Source organism: Planctomycetia bacterium (assembly GCA_016795155.1).
Taxonomy (GTDB): domain Bacteria; phylum Planctomycetota; class Planctomycetia; order Gemmatales; family HRBIN36; genus JAEUIE01.
Genome location: JAEUIE010000053.1, coordinates 78,343 through 93,800 on the forward strand (window position 1 = coordinate 78,343; position 15,458 = coordinate 93,800).

At 46.5% G+C, this 15,458-nt stretch carries 14 protein-coding genes; 8 read left to right on the plus strand and 6 right to left on the minus strand.

The features are described from left to right. Positions 1–254: 254 nt before the first annotated feature. Positions 255–1,124, minus strand: a complete 870-nt coding sequence (locus JNJ77_18045) for a TIM barrel protein (GenBank protein MBL8824495.1) — start codon at positions 1,122–1,124, stop codon at positions 255–257. A 101-nt stretch (positions 1,125–1,225) separates the two neighbouring features. Between JNJ77_18045 and JNJ77_18050 the strand changes: the two genes are divergently transcribed. The 6 genes from JNJ77_18050 (at position 1,226) to JNJ77_18075 (ending at position 9,426) form a co-directional block, all read left to right on the plus strand. Further along, positions 1,226–2,089 carry a deoxyribonuclease IV gene (locus JNJ77_18050; GenBank protein MBL8824496.1) on the plus strand — a complete coding sequence of 288 codons (864 nt, stop codon included), beginning with the start codon at positions 1,226–1,228 and terminating at the stop codon, positions 2,087–2,089. Between the two features lie 908 nt (positions 2,090–2,997). Next, the gene (locus tag JNJ77_18055; protein ID MBL8824497.1) at positions 2,998–4,800 is read left to right on the plus strand and encodes an ABC transporter permease subunit; all 1,803 of its coding nucleotides are present in this window, start codon (positions 2,998–3,000) and stop codon (positions 4,798–4,800) included. A gap of 95 nt (positions 4,801–4,895) precedes the next feature. Then, positions 4,896–6,572, plus strand: coding sequence for a phosphate ABC transporter permease PstA (pstA, locus tag JNJ77_18060; protein ID MBL8824498.1), 1,677 nt, complete (start codon positions 4,896–4,898; stop codon positions 6,570–6,572). 63 nt (positions 6,573–6,635) lie between these two features. After that, a complete protein-coding gene (gene pstB / locus JNJ77_18065; GenBank protein MBL8824499.1) occupies positions 6,636–7,466 on the plus strand; it encodes a phosphate ABC transporter ATP-binding protein in 831 nt (276 codons plus the stop codon). Positions 7,467–7,507: 41 nt separating this feature from the next. Continuing rightward, on the plus strand, positions 7,508–8,299 hold the full coding sequence (locus JNJ77_18070) for a creatininase family protein (protein MBL8824500.1): 792 nt from the start codon (positions 7,508–7,510) through the stop codon (positions 8,297–8,299). 122 nt (positions 8,300–8,421) lie between these two features. Then, positions 8,422–9,426, plus strand: coding sequence for a polyprenyl synthetase family protein (locus JNJ77_18075; protein ID MBL8824501.1), 1,005 nt, complete (start codon positions 8,422–8,424; stop codon positions 9,424–9,426). 52 nt (positions 9,427–9,478) lie between these two features. Here JNJ77_18075 and JNJ77_18080 read toward each other — a convergent pair whose 3' ends face one another. The 4 genes from JNJ77_18080 to secG form a co-directional block, all read right to left on the minus strand. Next, the gene (locus JNJ77_18080; protein ID MBL8824502.1) at positions 9,479–9,742 is read right to left on the minus strand and encodes a DNA-directed RNA polymerase subunit omega; all 264 of its coding nucleotides are present in this window, start codon (positions 9,740–9,742) and stop codon (positions 9,479–9,481) included. 34 nt (positions 9,743–9,776) lie between these two features. After that, complete coding sequence (gmk, locus tag JNJ77_18085; GenBank protein MBL8824503.1) at positions 9,777–10,394, minus strand: guanylate kinase; 618 nt, start codon at positions 10,392–10,394, stop codon at positions 9,777–9,779. Continuing rightward, positions 10,384–11,253: a YicC family protein gene (locus JNJ77_18090; protein ID MBL8824504.1), complete on the minus strand. Its 870-nt coding sequence runs from the start codon at positions 11,251–11,253 to the stop codon at positions 10,384–10,386. The genes gmk and JNJ77_18090 overlap by 11 nt, the downstream gene beginning before the upstream one ends. A gap of 103 nt (positions 11,254–11,356) precedes the next feature. Next, positions 11,357–11,539, minus strand: a complete 183-nt coding sequence (gene secG / locus JNJ77_18095; GenBank protein MBL8824505.1) for a preprotein translocase subunit SecG — start codon at positions 11,537–11,539, stop codon at positions 11,357–11,359. Between the two features lie 233 nt (positions 11,540–11,772). Between secG and JNJ77_18100 the strand changes: the two genes are divergently transcribed. Both JNJ77_18100 and JNJ77_18105 read left to right on the plus strand, forming a co-directional pair. Continuing rightward, positions 11,773–12,486 carry a response regulator transcription factor gene (locus tag JNJ77_18100; GenBank protein ID MBL8824506.1) on the plus strand — a complete coding sequence of 238 codons (714 nt, stop codon included), beginning with the start codon at positions 11,773–11,775 and terminating at the stop codon, positions 12,484–12,486. Beyond that, a complete protein-coding gene (locus tag JNJ77_18105) occupies positions 12,483–14,288 on the plus strand; it encodes a HAMP domain-containing histidine kinase (protein ID MBL8824507.1) in 1,806 nt (601 codons plus the stop codon). Before JNJ77_18100 ends, JNJ77_18105 begins: the two co-directional genes overlap by 4 nt. On the opposite strand, the gene solA is transcribed toward JNJ77_18105, so the two are convergent. Further along, entirely contained in the window at positions 14,278–15,432 is a 1,155-nt protein-coding gene (gene solA, locus JNJ77_18110; GenBank protein MBL8824508.1) for an N-methyl-L-tryptophan oxidase, read from the minus strand. The genes JNJ77_18105 and solA overlap by 11 nt on opposite strands. Between the last annotated feature and the right edge of the window lie 26 nt (positions 15,433–15,458).

Here is a 15,458-nt window from a genome sequence, read left to right on the forward strand (position 1 = left end):
GTCAGGGGTGTAGATACGCACCCCTGACTTCTACGTTTTTGCGGCTTGCCGAAGGCAACCCGTCGGTTTCCTGGGGCTTACCGCCTCTGGTTACCATTACTCAAGAGTCACCTCCTTTTCGGACTAGGCCTCCCCGCCCAGTGCAGGAACCAGTCTCACACCTGCGGGCTCTAGTCAATCGCACGACGTCCGTGCGATCCATTAATGAACCATACCCATCTGACTCACCAATGTCAATTTCGGTTCACGCATTTTTATACATCACAGATGCGGAAGCCTTGTGCTAACGATTGCAATGCATCACGGCGAGGAATAAATTCCTGACCCAGATAGCCTTCATAGCCAGTGGACAGTATGGCTTTGATGATGGCAGGATAATTCAACTCCTGCGATTCATCGATTTCTGCCCGACCAGGCACACCACCGGTGTGAATGTGACCAATGAACTCTTTATTCTTCCGGATGGTCTCGATCACATCACCTTCCATGATCTGCATGTGGTAGATGTCGTACAGCAGTTTGAATCGAGGCGAGCCAACTGCTTTGCAAAGTTTGACACCCCATTCGGTCTTGTCGTACATGTAGTCCTTGTGATCGCGTTTACTGTTGAGCCCTTCCATGACCAGGGTTATTTTCTTTTCTTCAGCAAATCCAATAATCTTTTTGAGTGCCTTGGCACAAGTCTGTAACCCCTCTTCATCGGAGACCGTTTGCCCCTTAATAGTACGATTGCCTGACATACAGATAACACTTGGACAGCCTTCAGCAGCAGCAAATTCAATACGTTCCCGGAGCTCTTTCAGAATCTTGCTGTGATTCTCTTCCCGATTCAAGCCGTTTACGATGTTTGCCCCACCGACTACGGCACAGGTTAAACCATGTTTCTTGATCTTCAGTATTTCATCTGGCAGAAGCAGTTCAATTGACTTGTAGCCGATTTTCACAGCCTCCTCGCAGAGCCTGGTCAAATCAATTTTGCCATAACACCAGCGGCAAATGGATTGCTTGATATGGTTTTTTCGATGGTGCTCCTGCATGGCTCGTGTCTGCGAAGGGGTGTACAGCAACGCGCCAGATGTCAGGGTAGCTGTTGTCGCCAATAACTCACGTCGATGAAGTTGCATGTCAAATTCTCGAAAAGTAAGGAGCAGTTCATCCCTCAGCATCATAACTTAACGAGTGACATAACGCATTCAAGAACTCTAAACTGTTGAGAATTATCATAATGCCCTGTTTAGGAGCACATATGTCGGCGGCTGGTGGGCCATTCCAGGCTCTTCTGGCAGCAAAGTCATTTGGGATGAGCGCCTGTCAATTATTCACCAAGAACAATAAGCAATGGTCTGCACCGCCTCTTTCGCCAGACTCCATTCAATCGTTTACCAACACCGTGCAGGAAACGGGAATCTCCTGCTCGATTTCCCATGCTTCTTATTTGATTAACCTGGCCAGTCGAGATGATGACTTGTGGGCAAAATCAGTTGCTGCTTTAACTGATGAATTGATTCGAGCAGATCAGTTAGGTTTGAAATATGTGGTTGTTCACCCAGGCACAGCGAGTGATGCGGAAGAAGAATTTGCTCTCAACCGAGTGTCAGCAGCAATAGACACTGTATTAGCCAATATACCCAAACTGAAAGCCAGGCTGCTCTTGGAAACGACTGCAGGACAGGGCAAAAGTGTTGGCCACACCTTTCAGCAACTGGGTCGGATGCTTAGTAAGGCCAGGAAAGGTAGAAATGTTGATATTTGCATTGATACCTGCCACATATTTGCAGCAGGGTATGCATTGTCCCCTCGTTCAGATTACCAGGAAACCATGAAGGAATTCGATGGCGAGATCGGCTTGGATCGATTAGCCATGCTGCACGTTAACGACAGTGTCAAAGGTCTTGGCAGCCGAGTGGATCGGCATGCACATTTGGGAATGGGAGCAATTGGGCTGGCTGGCTTAGAGAACATTCTTAGCGATGAGAGATTTTCCGAACTACCCAAGATCATGGAAACGCCTAAAGGCAAAAGTCCCGACGGGCCAGAATGGGATGAAATAAATTTGGAAATGATGCGTAAATTGTGTATCAGCAATTAGTTACGATCTTCGCCATATCTTCACAATTCGTTCAGTGAAACCATTGCAATGATTCGGATAATGATGTTACAGATACCCTGCTGGTGTCTGTCCCTGCACTCTGTACGATCATGGATCGATAAATGGAGTCATCGACTCCCACATTTTCAGGCTATCGCCGACAACGCAAAACCAGATTCTCAGTCCGGTTGGGTGAAATCCTTTCACGGATCATGATTACACTGGGTGGCATGGGAACCATCATTGCCATTGTGCTGGTGTGTGTTTTTCTTGTCTGGGTAGTGGTTCCGCTATTCCAAAGTGCAAAAGCTGAAGCAGAGCCTATCATTAGTCCACAATGGAAAAGTAAACCAATTGCAATGGGAATAGGCAGCGATCAGCAATTGGGATGGGTTTTGTTAGAGTCTGGGGAGTTATCTGTTTTCCGAGTAGATAACGGCCAAACGATTTCAACAACCCAGTTAATTTCGGGAAGCAAAATTACCGCAGTTTCTTCTCCAGATCGATCACCGCAATTGGCAGTGGGACTGCAGAATGGAACAGTTCAACTGGGGAAAGTAACTGTTGAATCGCGACTTCTCGATGAAAGCAGTTTACCAGCTACTGCCAAAACCCTGGGACAAAATGAGTCAGTTGTTCATGAAGGAGGGTTATTGCATCGGAATGCAACCAGTGGCGTAACCCGATACGAAGTGAAGGCTGCGTTCGATCCACCTGCAAAAGTTGCAGAAGGGCAACCTATTGTCAAAATTGATCTGTCGGTCAGAACAAATGGTCCGGTATTCTGTACTGTCGCAAACGATAGGATACTACGAATTAGTGAATTAGCCGAAACGAAAAATCTCATAACCGGAAAAATCAAAAAAGAACTTTTTAGCGGGCAAATAACAATACAACCTCCTGCCGGAATGGGTTTGCCAGAATATGCCTTGATGAATGGTGTGGGCGATAATGTTTACCTGATCTGGAAAAATGGTATTTTGCAGCGCATCAATGCCAAAAAAATCACTGACTTAGAGAAAGTAGAAGAAATAAATCTTGTGAATAGCGGTCAGGGTGTAACAGCTGTCCAATTCATGATCGGCAAAGCATCGCTGTTAATAGGCGACTCAAGTGGTGACATCAAAGCCTGGTTCCGCATCAGGCCTGAAGGATACACTCAAGGAGATGGTAGTAAACTCATCGCGGCACACCACATTGCTTCAACTGAGGGTGCAGTTCATGCATTGGCTGCTTCTGCGAGATCACGTGTATTCGCAGCGGCATATGCTAATGGTGTTGTCAAACTTTTTAATCTGACCAATGAACTGCATTTACTTGATCTGGACCAATCTCAGCACAATATTCCGCACCGATTGATATTTGCTCCCAAAGAAGATGGGCTCATTGCCCTTGGTGATCGAGGTTTATCTCGTTGGGGAATTCAACTGGGCTATCCTGAGATATCGTATACCTCATTGATCAGACCCATCTGGTATGAAGGCTATTCAACTCCGGAACATGTCTGGCAATCTTCAAGTGGTGATGATTCTTTTGAACCGAAGTTTGGTATGTGGCCTTTGATATTTGGCACATTGAAAGCCACTTTTTACTCACTGATTATTGGTGTACCACTTGCATTATGTGCAGCGATCTACACCAGAGAATTTCTGCATCCCAAGGTGCGTTCCGTCGTTAAACCCACGATTGAAGTCATGGCAAGTTTACCCAGTGTTGTACTTGGCTTTCTGGGTGCTTTGGTGATTGCACCATTTATCGAACATGTCATATCCACCATTATTATTGCCTTTCTCCTGGTACCTGTATGTTTCGCTCTGGCAGGATTTCTGTGGCATGCCTTTCCACAGAAATGGCAGCGTTGGCTTCATGGGTATAAGTGGATTTTCATCGTTCTGGTGCTTCCAGTTTCCTTATGGCTGTCAGTGACTGCTTCACCCTTAATCGAAAACATTCTGTTTGATGGAAATTTCAAGCAGTGGTTGCAGCAGAAAGATCATAAAAGTGCCAGCGGATGGTTTGTGCTTTTCATGCCACTGGCTGGGATTCTTTCGATTTTTGCGATGGATACCTTTATCAACCCTTTGATACGTCAGTTCGCAAAACGTTTGAGTGCTTCAAGAGAAGCGTACCTTAATTTGTTTAAATTTTTTGCTGGGGTTGCTTTCTCCTGCTGCCTGGCCTGGATGGCAGCGCAATTACTGGCATTTGTGGGGTGTGATCCACGCAATAGTTTTCTGGGAGTCTATGGGCAACGCAACGCATTAGTGGTGGGATTAATGATGGGTTTTGCCATCATTCCAATCATTTACACACTAGCAGAAGATGCGTTATCATCCGTCCCAGATCATCTTCGTTCCGCATCGCTAGGCTGTGGCGCAACGAATTGGCAGACTGCATCAAGAATTGTGATACCAACTGCCATGAGCGGGATTTTTTCTGCCATCATGGTGGGACTGGGACGAGCGGTTGGCGAAACCATGATTGTTCTGATGTCCGCCGGTAATACACCTGTGCTCGATCTGAATATTTTCAATGGATTTCGTACCCTCTCAGCCAACATTGCCGTGGAACTGCCTGAAGCAGTGCAGGGGAGCACTCACTATCGAACCTTGTTCCTTGCTGCCTTAGCCCTGTTTGTATTTACATTTCTGCTGAATACTATTGCAGAATCAATGCGGCAACGATTTAGAAAGAGGGCTTTCGAACTATGAGTTCTCTTACGGGAAATAAACCGATCAGTACTGCAGAGTTGCCTGCACTCATCCGAGCCAACAGCAGACGCACATCATCGATCCGTACATCCCAAATGGCTTATGGCCAGCCGTGGGTATGGTTGTTCGGTGGAACCCTGGTGATGTGTCTCGTGATGATTCTGGGTTTGCTCTACATCATCCTCCGTTACGGCCTGCCGACGTTCTGGCCTGCTCCCATAGTGGCCATAACTACTCTTGATGGCTCACGCATCATGGGTGAGGTTGTCAGGCAGGAAAGTTATCAACCCGATGAAAGTGCGTTAAATAAACTGACAGAAGCCACACGGCAATTGGCTACACATTATCTCAGGGATCACTATGGAGTTGCACAACGGGAATTGATCCGAACAGGCAACTACGACATTACTCAAACGCATCATCAATGGGTCAGCGATTTTGAAATGAAGCAGACCGAGTTGCCTCCATGGGCATTGTTGATCGAGCGCACGAATCAGGGTCGATTTTTCGGCATCCTCCAGAAATTCATCGATGGAACAGCAGTAATAACTGAAAAGCCCGAAGAAGCCTGGCGCTTGTTTCAGGAACATCATGATGCGATCGTGAAACTGGTGAAGCAAATTGAACATTTGAACAAGCAAGAACTCGGATTGTTGAACCATCGGGTCAAGAAAGCCGAGATTGCGGTGAAAGAACAGGAAATTCGATATGGTTTAGATTCGCAACAACGCGCCAAAGCACAAACGCAATATCAGGAAACCATCAAGCTGCAACAGGCCAGACAAAGTGAGATAAATCAGCAGTTGGTAGAACTTGGCGAAAAAAGTCATCGATATGCGATCGTCTGTCAAACAATTCAAGGTGTTGACAAGCAAATTAACCTGAGTGAGGTGGTACGAGCATTTCCAGCTAATCAGCTTGGTACTGCAGGAAAATGGGGCGTTTATCTCAGCCGTTGGAAAGAATTTATCTCAGACGATCCTCGTAATTCCAACACCGAAGGCGGCGTTTTTCCCTGCATCTGGGGAACACTGACCATGACCATTATCATGACTATTTTTGTGGTTCCTTTCGGCGTGTTGGCTGCGCTATATCTTCGTGAATATGCCAAGCCCGGACTCTTAGTCAGCACGAATCGAATAGCTGTCAATAACCTGGCTGGTGTGCCCAGTATTGTTTTCGGCGTATTTGGCTTGGGTTTCTTTTGTTACTTTCTGGGCGGAACGATTGATCAGTTGTTTTATCCTGCGAGCAAGGTCTTTGGCCCTACGTTTGGAACGGGTGGTTTGCTTTGGGCTTCATTAACCCTTGCCTTACTCACAGTCCCTGTGGTAATTGTTGCAACAGAAGAAGCGCTGGCAGCAGTGCCTCGATCCATGAGGGAAGGCTCATATGCATGTGGCGCTAGCAAATGGCAGACAATTCTACGTATCGTTCTGCCAAGAGCATTGCCAGGCATATTGACAGGCACCATCCTGGCCATGGCACGCGGAGCAGGCGAGGTTGCACCATTGATGCTGGTTGGTGCAATGAAGATTGCTCCAGAGCTTCCTGTGGATTCAGTCTTCCCTTACATTCATCCTGAACGCAGCTTTATGCACATGGGATTTCACATCTACGATGTTGGCTTTCAAAGCCCTGATAGTGAAGCCGCCAAGCCCATGGTGTTTACGACGACATTGTTATTGATTGTGCTGATAGCTTTTCTTAATCTCTCTGCCATGTGGTTACGAAATAGGCTTCGCCGAAAATACTTGGCTAATCAGTTCTAAGGTAGACCAATGCCAGTTACCACTATGCCAGCTGCTGCAAAACTGCCGACTTCCGGAACGAAGATGGTTACGGGCCGCATACAGGCTATAGTTAGTGGTGAACCCATAGAGACCACAGTACATCCTGAGCTGCAACGAGAAGACATTGTCTTGAACATAGATAAATTCAACCTGTTCTATGGCGAAAAACAGGCGCTCTACAATGTCAGTCTGGGAATTCCGCGAGGCAAGATCACAGCCTTGATTGGTCCGTCTGGGTGCGGCAAATCAACTCTCCTCCGCTCCGTCAATCGTCTGAACGATCTGATCGCAAACGTTCGCACGCAGGGTGACATGCGTCTGAATGGCGATTCTGTTTTTCATCGTTCTGTCGATGTAATCGAATTACGCAAGCGCATGGGCATGGTATTTCAAAAACCCAACCCGTTTCCCATGAGCATCTTTGAGAATGTCATTTATCCATTGAGAATCGATGGGGAGCGCAACAAAAAAGTACTTGAGGAAGTTTGTGAGAAAAGCCTGCGAGGGGCAGCTCTCTGGGATGAAGTGAAAGACCGTTTGAATGAAAGTGGACTGGCGCTTTCTGGTGGTCAGCAACAGCGATTATGCATTGCCAGAGCAATTGCTGCCGATCCTGAAGTGCTTTTGCTGGATGAACCCTGTTCTGCCTTGGATCCCATTGCCACGATCAAAATTGAAGATCTGATGCAACAATTACGCGGGCATTACACCATTCTGATCGTGACGCACAATATGCAGCAGGCAGCACGTACCAGCGACTACACTGCCTTTATGTATCTAGGAAGAGTTATCGAGTTTGGTGTCACCAGTCGCATTTTCACCTCTCCGTTAGTGGGTGATACCAACGATTACATTACAGGTCGCTTTGGATAGTTGATATTCTGGAGGATAGCCATCTTCAAGGTTATATCTCAATGTCGCCACGGCCATATGTTCTGCACGAAGCTACCTTTCGACAAACGTTGGAATTAAAGCCCAGGGTTGCTGTTCTGCCCTGGGGTGCTACCGAAGCCCATAACTGGCATCTGCCACACGGTACTGATACGATTGAAGCAACCGAGTTTGCAGTTCAGGCTGTAGCACATGCCTGTTCAAACAATGCTCCATGTATCGTGTTGCCCACTATTCCCTTTGGCAACAACAATACTCAGTTGACTCAGACTGCCACCATTACGATGCGAGGCAGTACTCAACAATTGGTGTTGCATGATGTATGCGATAGCCTTATCAGACAGAAGATCGACAGACTGGTTGTACTGAATTTTCATGGTGGCAACGATTTTAAATCGATGATCAGAGATGTCATGCTGGACATTCCCATCTTCATCGTACTGGTCAATGGTTATCAACTCGCTGCGGATCAACTGTCATCAATTTTGAAAGATGCCAGAATGGGGCATGCCGATGAATTTGAAACGTCATTGATGCTGCACCTTACTCCAGACTGGGTGATGCCGTTGGAACAAGCCGGTGAAGGTAGAACCGCTGTCAGCCAATTGCCAGTCTTGAGTTCAACACCAGGCGTATGGTGTCCTCGTGATTGGGCGACGCTTTCAAATGATACTGGTGATGGAAACCCCAAAGCCGCAACAGCAGCAAAAGGGAAGAAGTTGTTTTCCATAATGGTAAATCGATTGTCACAGTTATTGGTGGAAATAGCCAATGCTCAGGAAGGCCAGTTTCCTTACATCATCAGACGTTGGTAATGAACCGCATTGCTGCAGTCATTGACAGAAAGTCCCCAGTTTTATAAAGTTTCAATGTAATCTGAAAGTTGCGAATTGAGGGAAAGATCATGAACATGCCCTCGGCAGCGATGCAGGAGGCCATGGTGCGAGAGATTACTCCAGGGGAGACTGCCAACAGCCGTCCCGACAGTTTTATCTATGCTCCGATTGCCCAGGAACTGGAACAGGCTGAACAGATATTTCAATTAGAACTGGATACGCGTGCGCCCTATGTCAGCGATCTGATTACTCATTTGGGTCATTATCGTGGTAAGAGGCTACGACCCACGCTACTGCTTTTGACAGCCAAGGCATGTGGTGGTGTAAAATCCGAACATTTGAAACTTGCTGCGGTGGTAGAGATGATACACACCGCCACGCTGGTGCATGATGATGTGCTCGATTCAGCCGACATGCGTCGTCATGTTGCAACCATCAATGCACGCTGGGGCAACGCCAGCAGCGTGCTCCTGGGAGATATGCTATTCACCCATGCATTTCATCTCGCCAGTAAAACGGGCAGTGCCTATGCCTGCCAGATGATTGGCGAAGCAACCAATAAGGTGTGCGAAGGGGAACTCAGGCAGATTGGTGAGCAAGGTAATCTCAATCTCACAGAGGAAGATTACTACTCGATTATCGACGGCAAGACAGCAGCATTAACTGCCTGCTGCAGTGAATTGGGGGCGCATTTTGCAGGTTCCAATGCAGCAACTATTGCTGCCATGAAATCATTCGGTAGTCATCTGGGAATCGCATTCCAGGTTGCTGACGATGTACTTGATCTCATGGGCAATGAAAGTGTTGCGGGGAAATCACTCGGAACGGATGTTCTCCAAAAGAAACTGACTCTGCCGTTAATTCACCTGCTTCAGCAAGGTAGCTCGGCAAGTGATCAAGCAAAGGAAATACTTGAATCTCCTGATGCTGAAGGCATGCTTCAGTTAAGACAACTTCTGGAAGAATCCGATTCCATTCGCTACGCGCAACAGCAGGCTGAGCATCATGTTCAAAGAGCAAGAGAATTGCTACAGAAACTTCCACGATCATTATCGGCACAAACGCTGGATGCAATCATGCAGAGGATTATTCATCGTTCCAGTTAAACGAAAAAGCCTTCATGGTGAGCGATGAAGGCTTCTTGAAGTATTCTTTAAATCAATCATCAAGTCCATCGGTTGTTGCGGCAAGAGACAAATCTACTTCATCTTCTCGTGTGCCAACATTCCCCGTGCTGTCCAGGAAAATCTTTTCCTGCAGGATTTCCTGAATGACGATCTGCATACGTTCACCACCGCGTACTTCCACCAGAGGCCTGGCGCCGGCACTGAGCATGGTCAATCGCTTTTGGATCAGGGTAGACAGCTTAAATCGTCCACCAACCTTATTCACAATCGCTTCTTCCTTCAGTTCATCTATCATCGATCAATGTCTCCTTCTGTTTCAGACTATTTCATCATATGGTTGTAAGCTTAGGTTGGCTTTTTTTGCCTAAACTGTTGATCAGATTACGGAAGTCACGAACAGCTTCAGACAGATCATCGTTAATGATCTGAAACTCGTATTGTTGAGTTCCAATGGCAATTTCATTTAGTGCAGATTCCAGCCGTTTTTCAAGGGAATCTTTCTTATCGGTATTACGCGATCGCAATCGTCGCTCATATTCCTTAGGTGTTGATGCTCGCAGAAAGACCATCACACAGCCTGGCATCTGCTCCTTGATTTGTATGCCACCTTGCACATCTATTTCCAACAATACATTGATGCCTTGGGATAAATAAGGATCGACTTCAGACCGCAAGGTTCCATAGTGATGGCCATACACTTTGGCATGTTCGAGAAACAAATCGGCGTGAATTGCATCAAGGAACTTCTCGGACGTCCAGAAATGATAATGAACCCCATCTATTTCATTGGGTCGGGCTTCGCGTGTAGTTGCTGAAATGGCTAGTCGCAGGGGCAAATCGCCAGTAGTCAATGCTTCACGGATAAGCGTAGTTTTTCCGCTGCCACTGGGACCTGAAAGGACAATCAGTCGACCGGGGGAACTCTGACTTGGAGCATTACTCGACATTCTGAATCAACTCCCGCATTTTCTCGATTGCCCCTTTCATTTCTACCACATGACGGGTGATCAGAATATCATTTCCTTTTGATCCGATCGTATTTACTTCGCGGTTCATTTCCTGAATGAGGAAATCAAGTTTTCTGCCAGTGCTTTCTGCTTCATTCAAAAACACATTAAATTGCTCAAGGTGGCTTCCTAATCGGGTAATCTCTTCATGAATATCACTGCGGTCTGCAAAGATGGCAACTTCCCGAACCAGTGTTCCTGCATCAAGTGATATGGCGTACTCTGACAGTACATTCTGTAGTTTCTCGTGCAGTCGTTTGTGATATTCTCTGGCTACCTCAGGTGCATGTGCTTGGATCAATTTAAGTCGATCATGCAAAAATGCGTTCAGCGATTGTAGTTCTTGCGCCATTTTTGTGCCTTCTTCAGCGCGCATGATTTGAAGTCGTTTCAATGCATCCTTCAATATCGGTTCAATCCGATCCCAATGGTCTTCTTCATAAGAACGCATAGGTTCTTCTTCTGCAACGCCAGGCAAGGTTAATAAAGTCGCCAGGGTGATATCACTGGGCAATCCCTCATCGGTTGAAAGCTGACGCAACTGTTCGTGATAAGTACGTAACGCAGTGACGTTTATCTGATAGTCATCAGGCCGAGGTTTCCTGTGAACCTGGATCTGCACCTGAATGGTACCGCGCTTCAGGGTTTCTCGAAGCATTCGATCAATCTCGGTATCAAGACGTTGATAGGCTTCGGATGACTTGATGATGACTTTGAGAAATCGATTATTGACAGACTTCAGTTCAATCGAGATGGACAGATCTTGGGCCTGTATTCTGGCTTCTCCAAACCCTGTCATGCTAAGGAGCACTTTGGTTCCTCAATAAATATGACAATGGCGCTTTTCACTAGTTTGAACAGGTTTTAGCGCTGGCAATGTGACCAAATTTAATTTTAGATCGCTAAGTTGGTCGGACCCAGATTTGCAGCATGATCAGGAACATCCAAACACCTGCCATAATCAGGGTAACGCGGGTAAATGTATCACCAGCTCGTGAACCAAACGGGCTTGATCCACCAGAACCACCCAGTGCTCCAACCAAACCGCCTCCACGACCTCGTTGAATCAAGATCAATAGAATCATAACCACACTGGTAATGAAGATAAGAACGCTTAATAAGTTGGAAAGAAATTCCACGTTACTGAACCTCGACTAGCCAACAATAAACGGGTACCGTTGCTATAATAGGGTTTAGAGATAAAGAGTGAAGATGAAGGAGTTTTATACTTCTCACGCAGCTTTCATGCCTAATCTCACATTGGTTTAATTGACTTGGGTTATCATGTCGTAGATGATATTAATGAGAGGATTGGAAAATGAAGATTCTACTTGCCGAAGACTATTATCCGCTAGCCAGGGCTTTGAAACAGGCACTGGAAGAAGAGGGTTATGCAGTTGATTGGGCCAAGGATGGAGAAGAAGCTAACATTAAGGCACGTGGGATGCCTTACGATGTTGTTGTTCTAGATGTCATGCTGCCCAAAGTTGATGGCCTTACTCTTTTGCAGGGTTGGCGAAAAGATGGCCTCAGTTGTCACGTGATCATACTTACCGCAAAAGATCAATTACCAGAAAAAGTGAAAGGTCTGGATCTTGGTGCTGATGATTACCTGACTAAACCATTCGAGATGGATGAATTATTGGCGAGAATCCGTGCACTTATTCGCCGCGGTCATCAGGTTAAAGATCCGATCCTTCGTATTCATGATCTGGAAATAGATTCTGCTGCTCGCAGCGTAAAACGCAGTGGAAAACGTATTCACCTGACACCACGTGAATACGCGCTCTTGGAATTCCTTGCATTCCACAGAGGCAAAGTGGTCACTCGACCCATGATCTGGGATCACTTATACGACGAAGAAGACGAGAATACATCCAATGTAGTTGATGTATACATTCGATACCTCCGAAACAAAATCGACAAGGGTTTTGAAAAGCCATTGATTCTCACACGCTGGGGCGAAGGATACATGTTGCGCGGTGATGATGACGATGATGTCATTGTCAATACCGAGGAGTTGCCGAAGTGAGGTCAATACGAGTTCGCCTTCTGTTAATGCTCTTGGCGCTGGTGACCTTTGTGGTTGGCGGTTTGTCGTGGTATGTATATGAGCAGACCAATTATCTGCTGCAAGCAAAAGAGTTGGCAACTGCTGAATTATTGCGTAATCAGTGCGAAAAGCGCTGCAAGGATTACCGCGATCAATTCCAGGATAGAATGATCCATCAGGCAGAACGTATCGGCAGACAGGTCTACGAAAAAGTTGAGTTGTCCCCTGTCTTGCCCATGATAACTCCTTTACAGACTACACATATTCTGGGGTCACTTGCAACGGCATTGGCAAATCCAGATCTATCAGCCAATTACCTGGCTGCGATGGCTCAAGCTTCGAGCTCACAGAATTCACGAGTTTTTTTTCACTTCTTCGCTAAAAGAACGATTGTTCTACAGGATCGAGTACTGGATGGAGATGAATACTATTACATCTCAACCCAACGCGCCAGTGTCCGTTCGGATAATCTGCCAGAAGATTGTTTTGTGCCGGAGTTATCTCGAACATATCAACTGCAGCATTATGAACCCATGGTCAATGAACAGTTGCTGAGTTGTGGTAAACGATTCTGTATGGTAACCCTTCGCCTGCCTTTGGCTTATGAAACCATCGTTACAGGTGGTTTGGCGATGGGGAGAATTCCTCCGTTACGCCGTTCTGCAACAAGCTTCGATCGTACTATTCCACGTTCATCCGCATCTATGGTTATTCAGGTAGCTAGAGTTACAGATGCACGCGATTCAATGATTGCGTCATTTCGCGAGGAAACTGGAAGGGAACTAGCTGCACTGAGGCAAGAGTCAGAAAAGGTACGCAAGGATACATTGAATAGGCTGATACTCATTTGTCTGGCAACTATCTCTCTTTGTGCATTGGCGATTACCTGGTTGAGTCGAGCCAGTCTCGCTCCGTTGGTCAATGTAGCTGATGCAGTAACAGATCTGACTCCTCGCGACTTACGATTGAAATTACATGGTAAAGAAATCGATCCTGATAAGCTACCGGAAGAATTATCTCCTATTGTGATGCGTTTGCAGGAATCACTTGATTCACTGGAGCATGCCTTTGCCAGAGAAAAACGTGCCACCGCTGATATTTCCCATGAGCTTCGAACGCCGCTGGCAGCATTGATGACAACTGCTCAAGTATCATTGCGTAAGCCGCGTACGCCTGAAGAATATAGAGCAACCTTGAAACAGTGTGTTGAAACTGGAACTCATATGACAACGCTAGTCGAACGATTACTGGTGTTGTCTCGACTTGATGCCGGGGTTGATCCGATCAAGAAAGAAGAAATAGATATCGTTGAACTGGCAGGGCAGTGCGTCGATATGCTCAGGCCTTTAGCTGACCAGCGACAAATCAGTATCGAACTGGACGTTGATGAGTCTGCCAGCAATCTGAGTCCGCAAATCTCTGATGCTGGCAAGTTGCGTGAAATTCTGCTCAATCTGATTGATAATGCAGTTCACTATAATCGAGAAGAAGGCCAGGTAACGGTAAGGCTCAGTGCTTCTTCAAAGTCGTTAATAATTGAAGTCATCGATACTGGCATGGGCATGAGCGAGGAAACCAGGCAGCATTTATTCGAACGCTTTTACCGTGCAGATCCATCACGGCAATCCGCAAGCGTCAATGCAGGATTGGGGCTGGCCATTGTTAAAGGCTACGTCGACTTGTTTGGTGGAACAATCAGCGTGACTAGTGAAGAGGGCAAAGGAAGCACATTCAGGATTACACTTCCGAAAACTAATAGTTGCATACCTGTTACCGCATAGGTAACGAATTAAATCGAGCGATACTGAACAGCTGCTTCGTTTCTTCGCGGCACTTCCCATCAAGCAGTTCTAGAAGCATTTCACCGATTACTGGCGCAAACTTGAATCCGTGCCCTGAAAATCCACATGCCAGGGCAACGCGTGAATCGTTGGGATAAGAATCAATGACGAAATGTCGATCGGGGCTGAGCGTATAGATGCAAATGGCATGGTGGCTTAACGGCGATTCAGCCAGGGCTGGTAGATGTGCTCTCAGGAAACGCCGAACAGGTATCAGATCTTCGGTAAATAGCTGACGATCAACATCACTTGGAGAATGCAGTTCAGGCGCTCCATAATGTTGTGCCACCTTTACACCAACACCAGCATCACTCGGCAATCCATAAAAGCTGCCGTGAGGCGTATCAAGGATGAAAATAGGAAACTCAGGTGAACGAAATTTCTCTTCCTGATCGGTTGGTGGTGTAAACCACAATTGGACCTGTCGCATGATTCGCAACGGCAATCTTAACGAATTAAGCAGTCGGGATGCCCAGGGACCAGAGGTTATGATCAATTGATCGGTGGTATAGAGTGACTTAATGGTCCTTACTTCCACATGACTCTTATGACAATTCCATTCAATAACCTCTTCCTGATTATGTAGCGAGGCTCCAAGTTTCCTGGCAGAATCAAGCATTGCGTCGACACATTTCTCCACCACGAGCCAGCCAGCCCTGTTCTCAACGACAGCGCAGTAGTCATCTTCCACCCGTAGGGCAGGGAAGTTCAGTTGAATTTGTTTTGCATCCCAGATTTCATGATCGAGATGATGAGCTTTTGCAGCGTTCAATGTGCCGACAATTATCTCACTGGTAGATATTCCAATGTTGGCACATCGAGTTCGAAATAGAAGTTGCTGTTGTGTGGATTGCTCGAGCGATTCCCAACGCTGGAATGCCTCTTTGACCAAAGGCACATACCCCGGATGTTCGTAGTAAACTTCTCGTATGATGCGACTTTGTCCATGTGAACTGCCTTGATCGTGCACCAAATTGAACTGTTCGAGGCCGAGAACTTTCTTGTCTCGTTGTGCTGCAGACCAGGCAGCAGCTGATCCCATTGCACCTAAACCGATTATTATCAGATCAAAATGTTTCTTCATAGTTTCGTAATTTCTTTATATGCCCT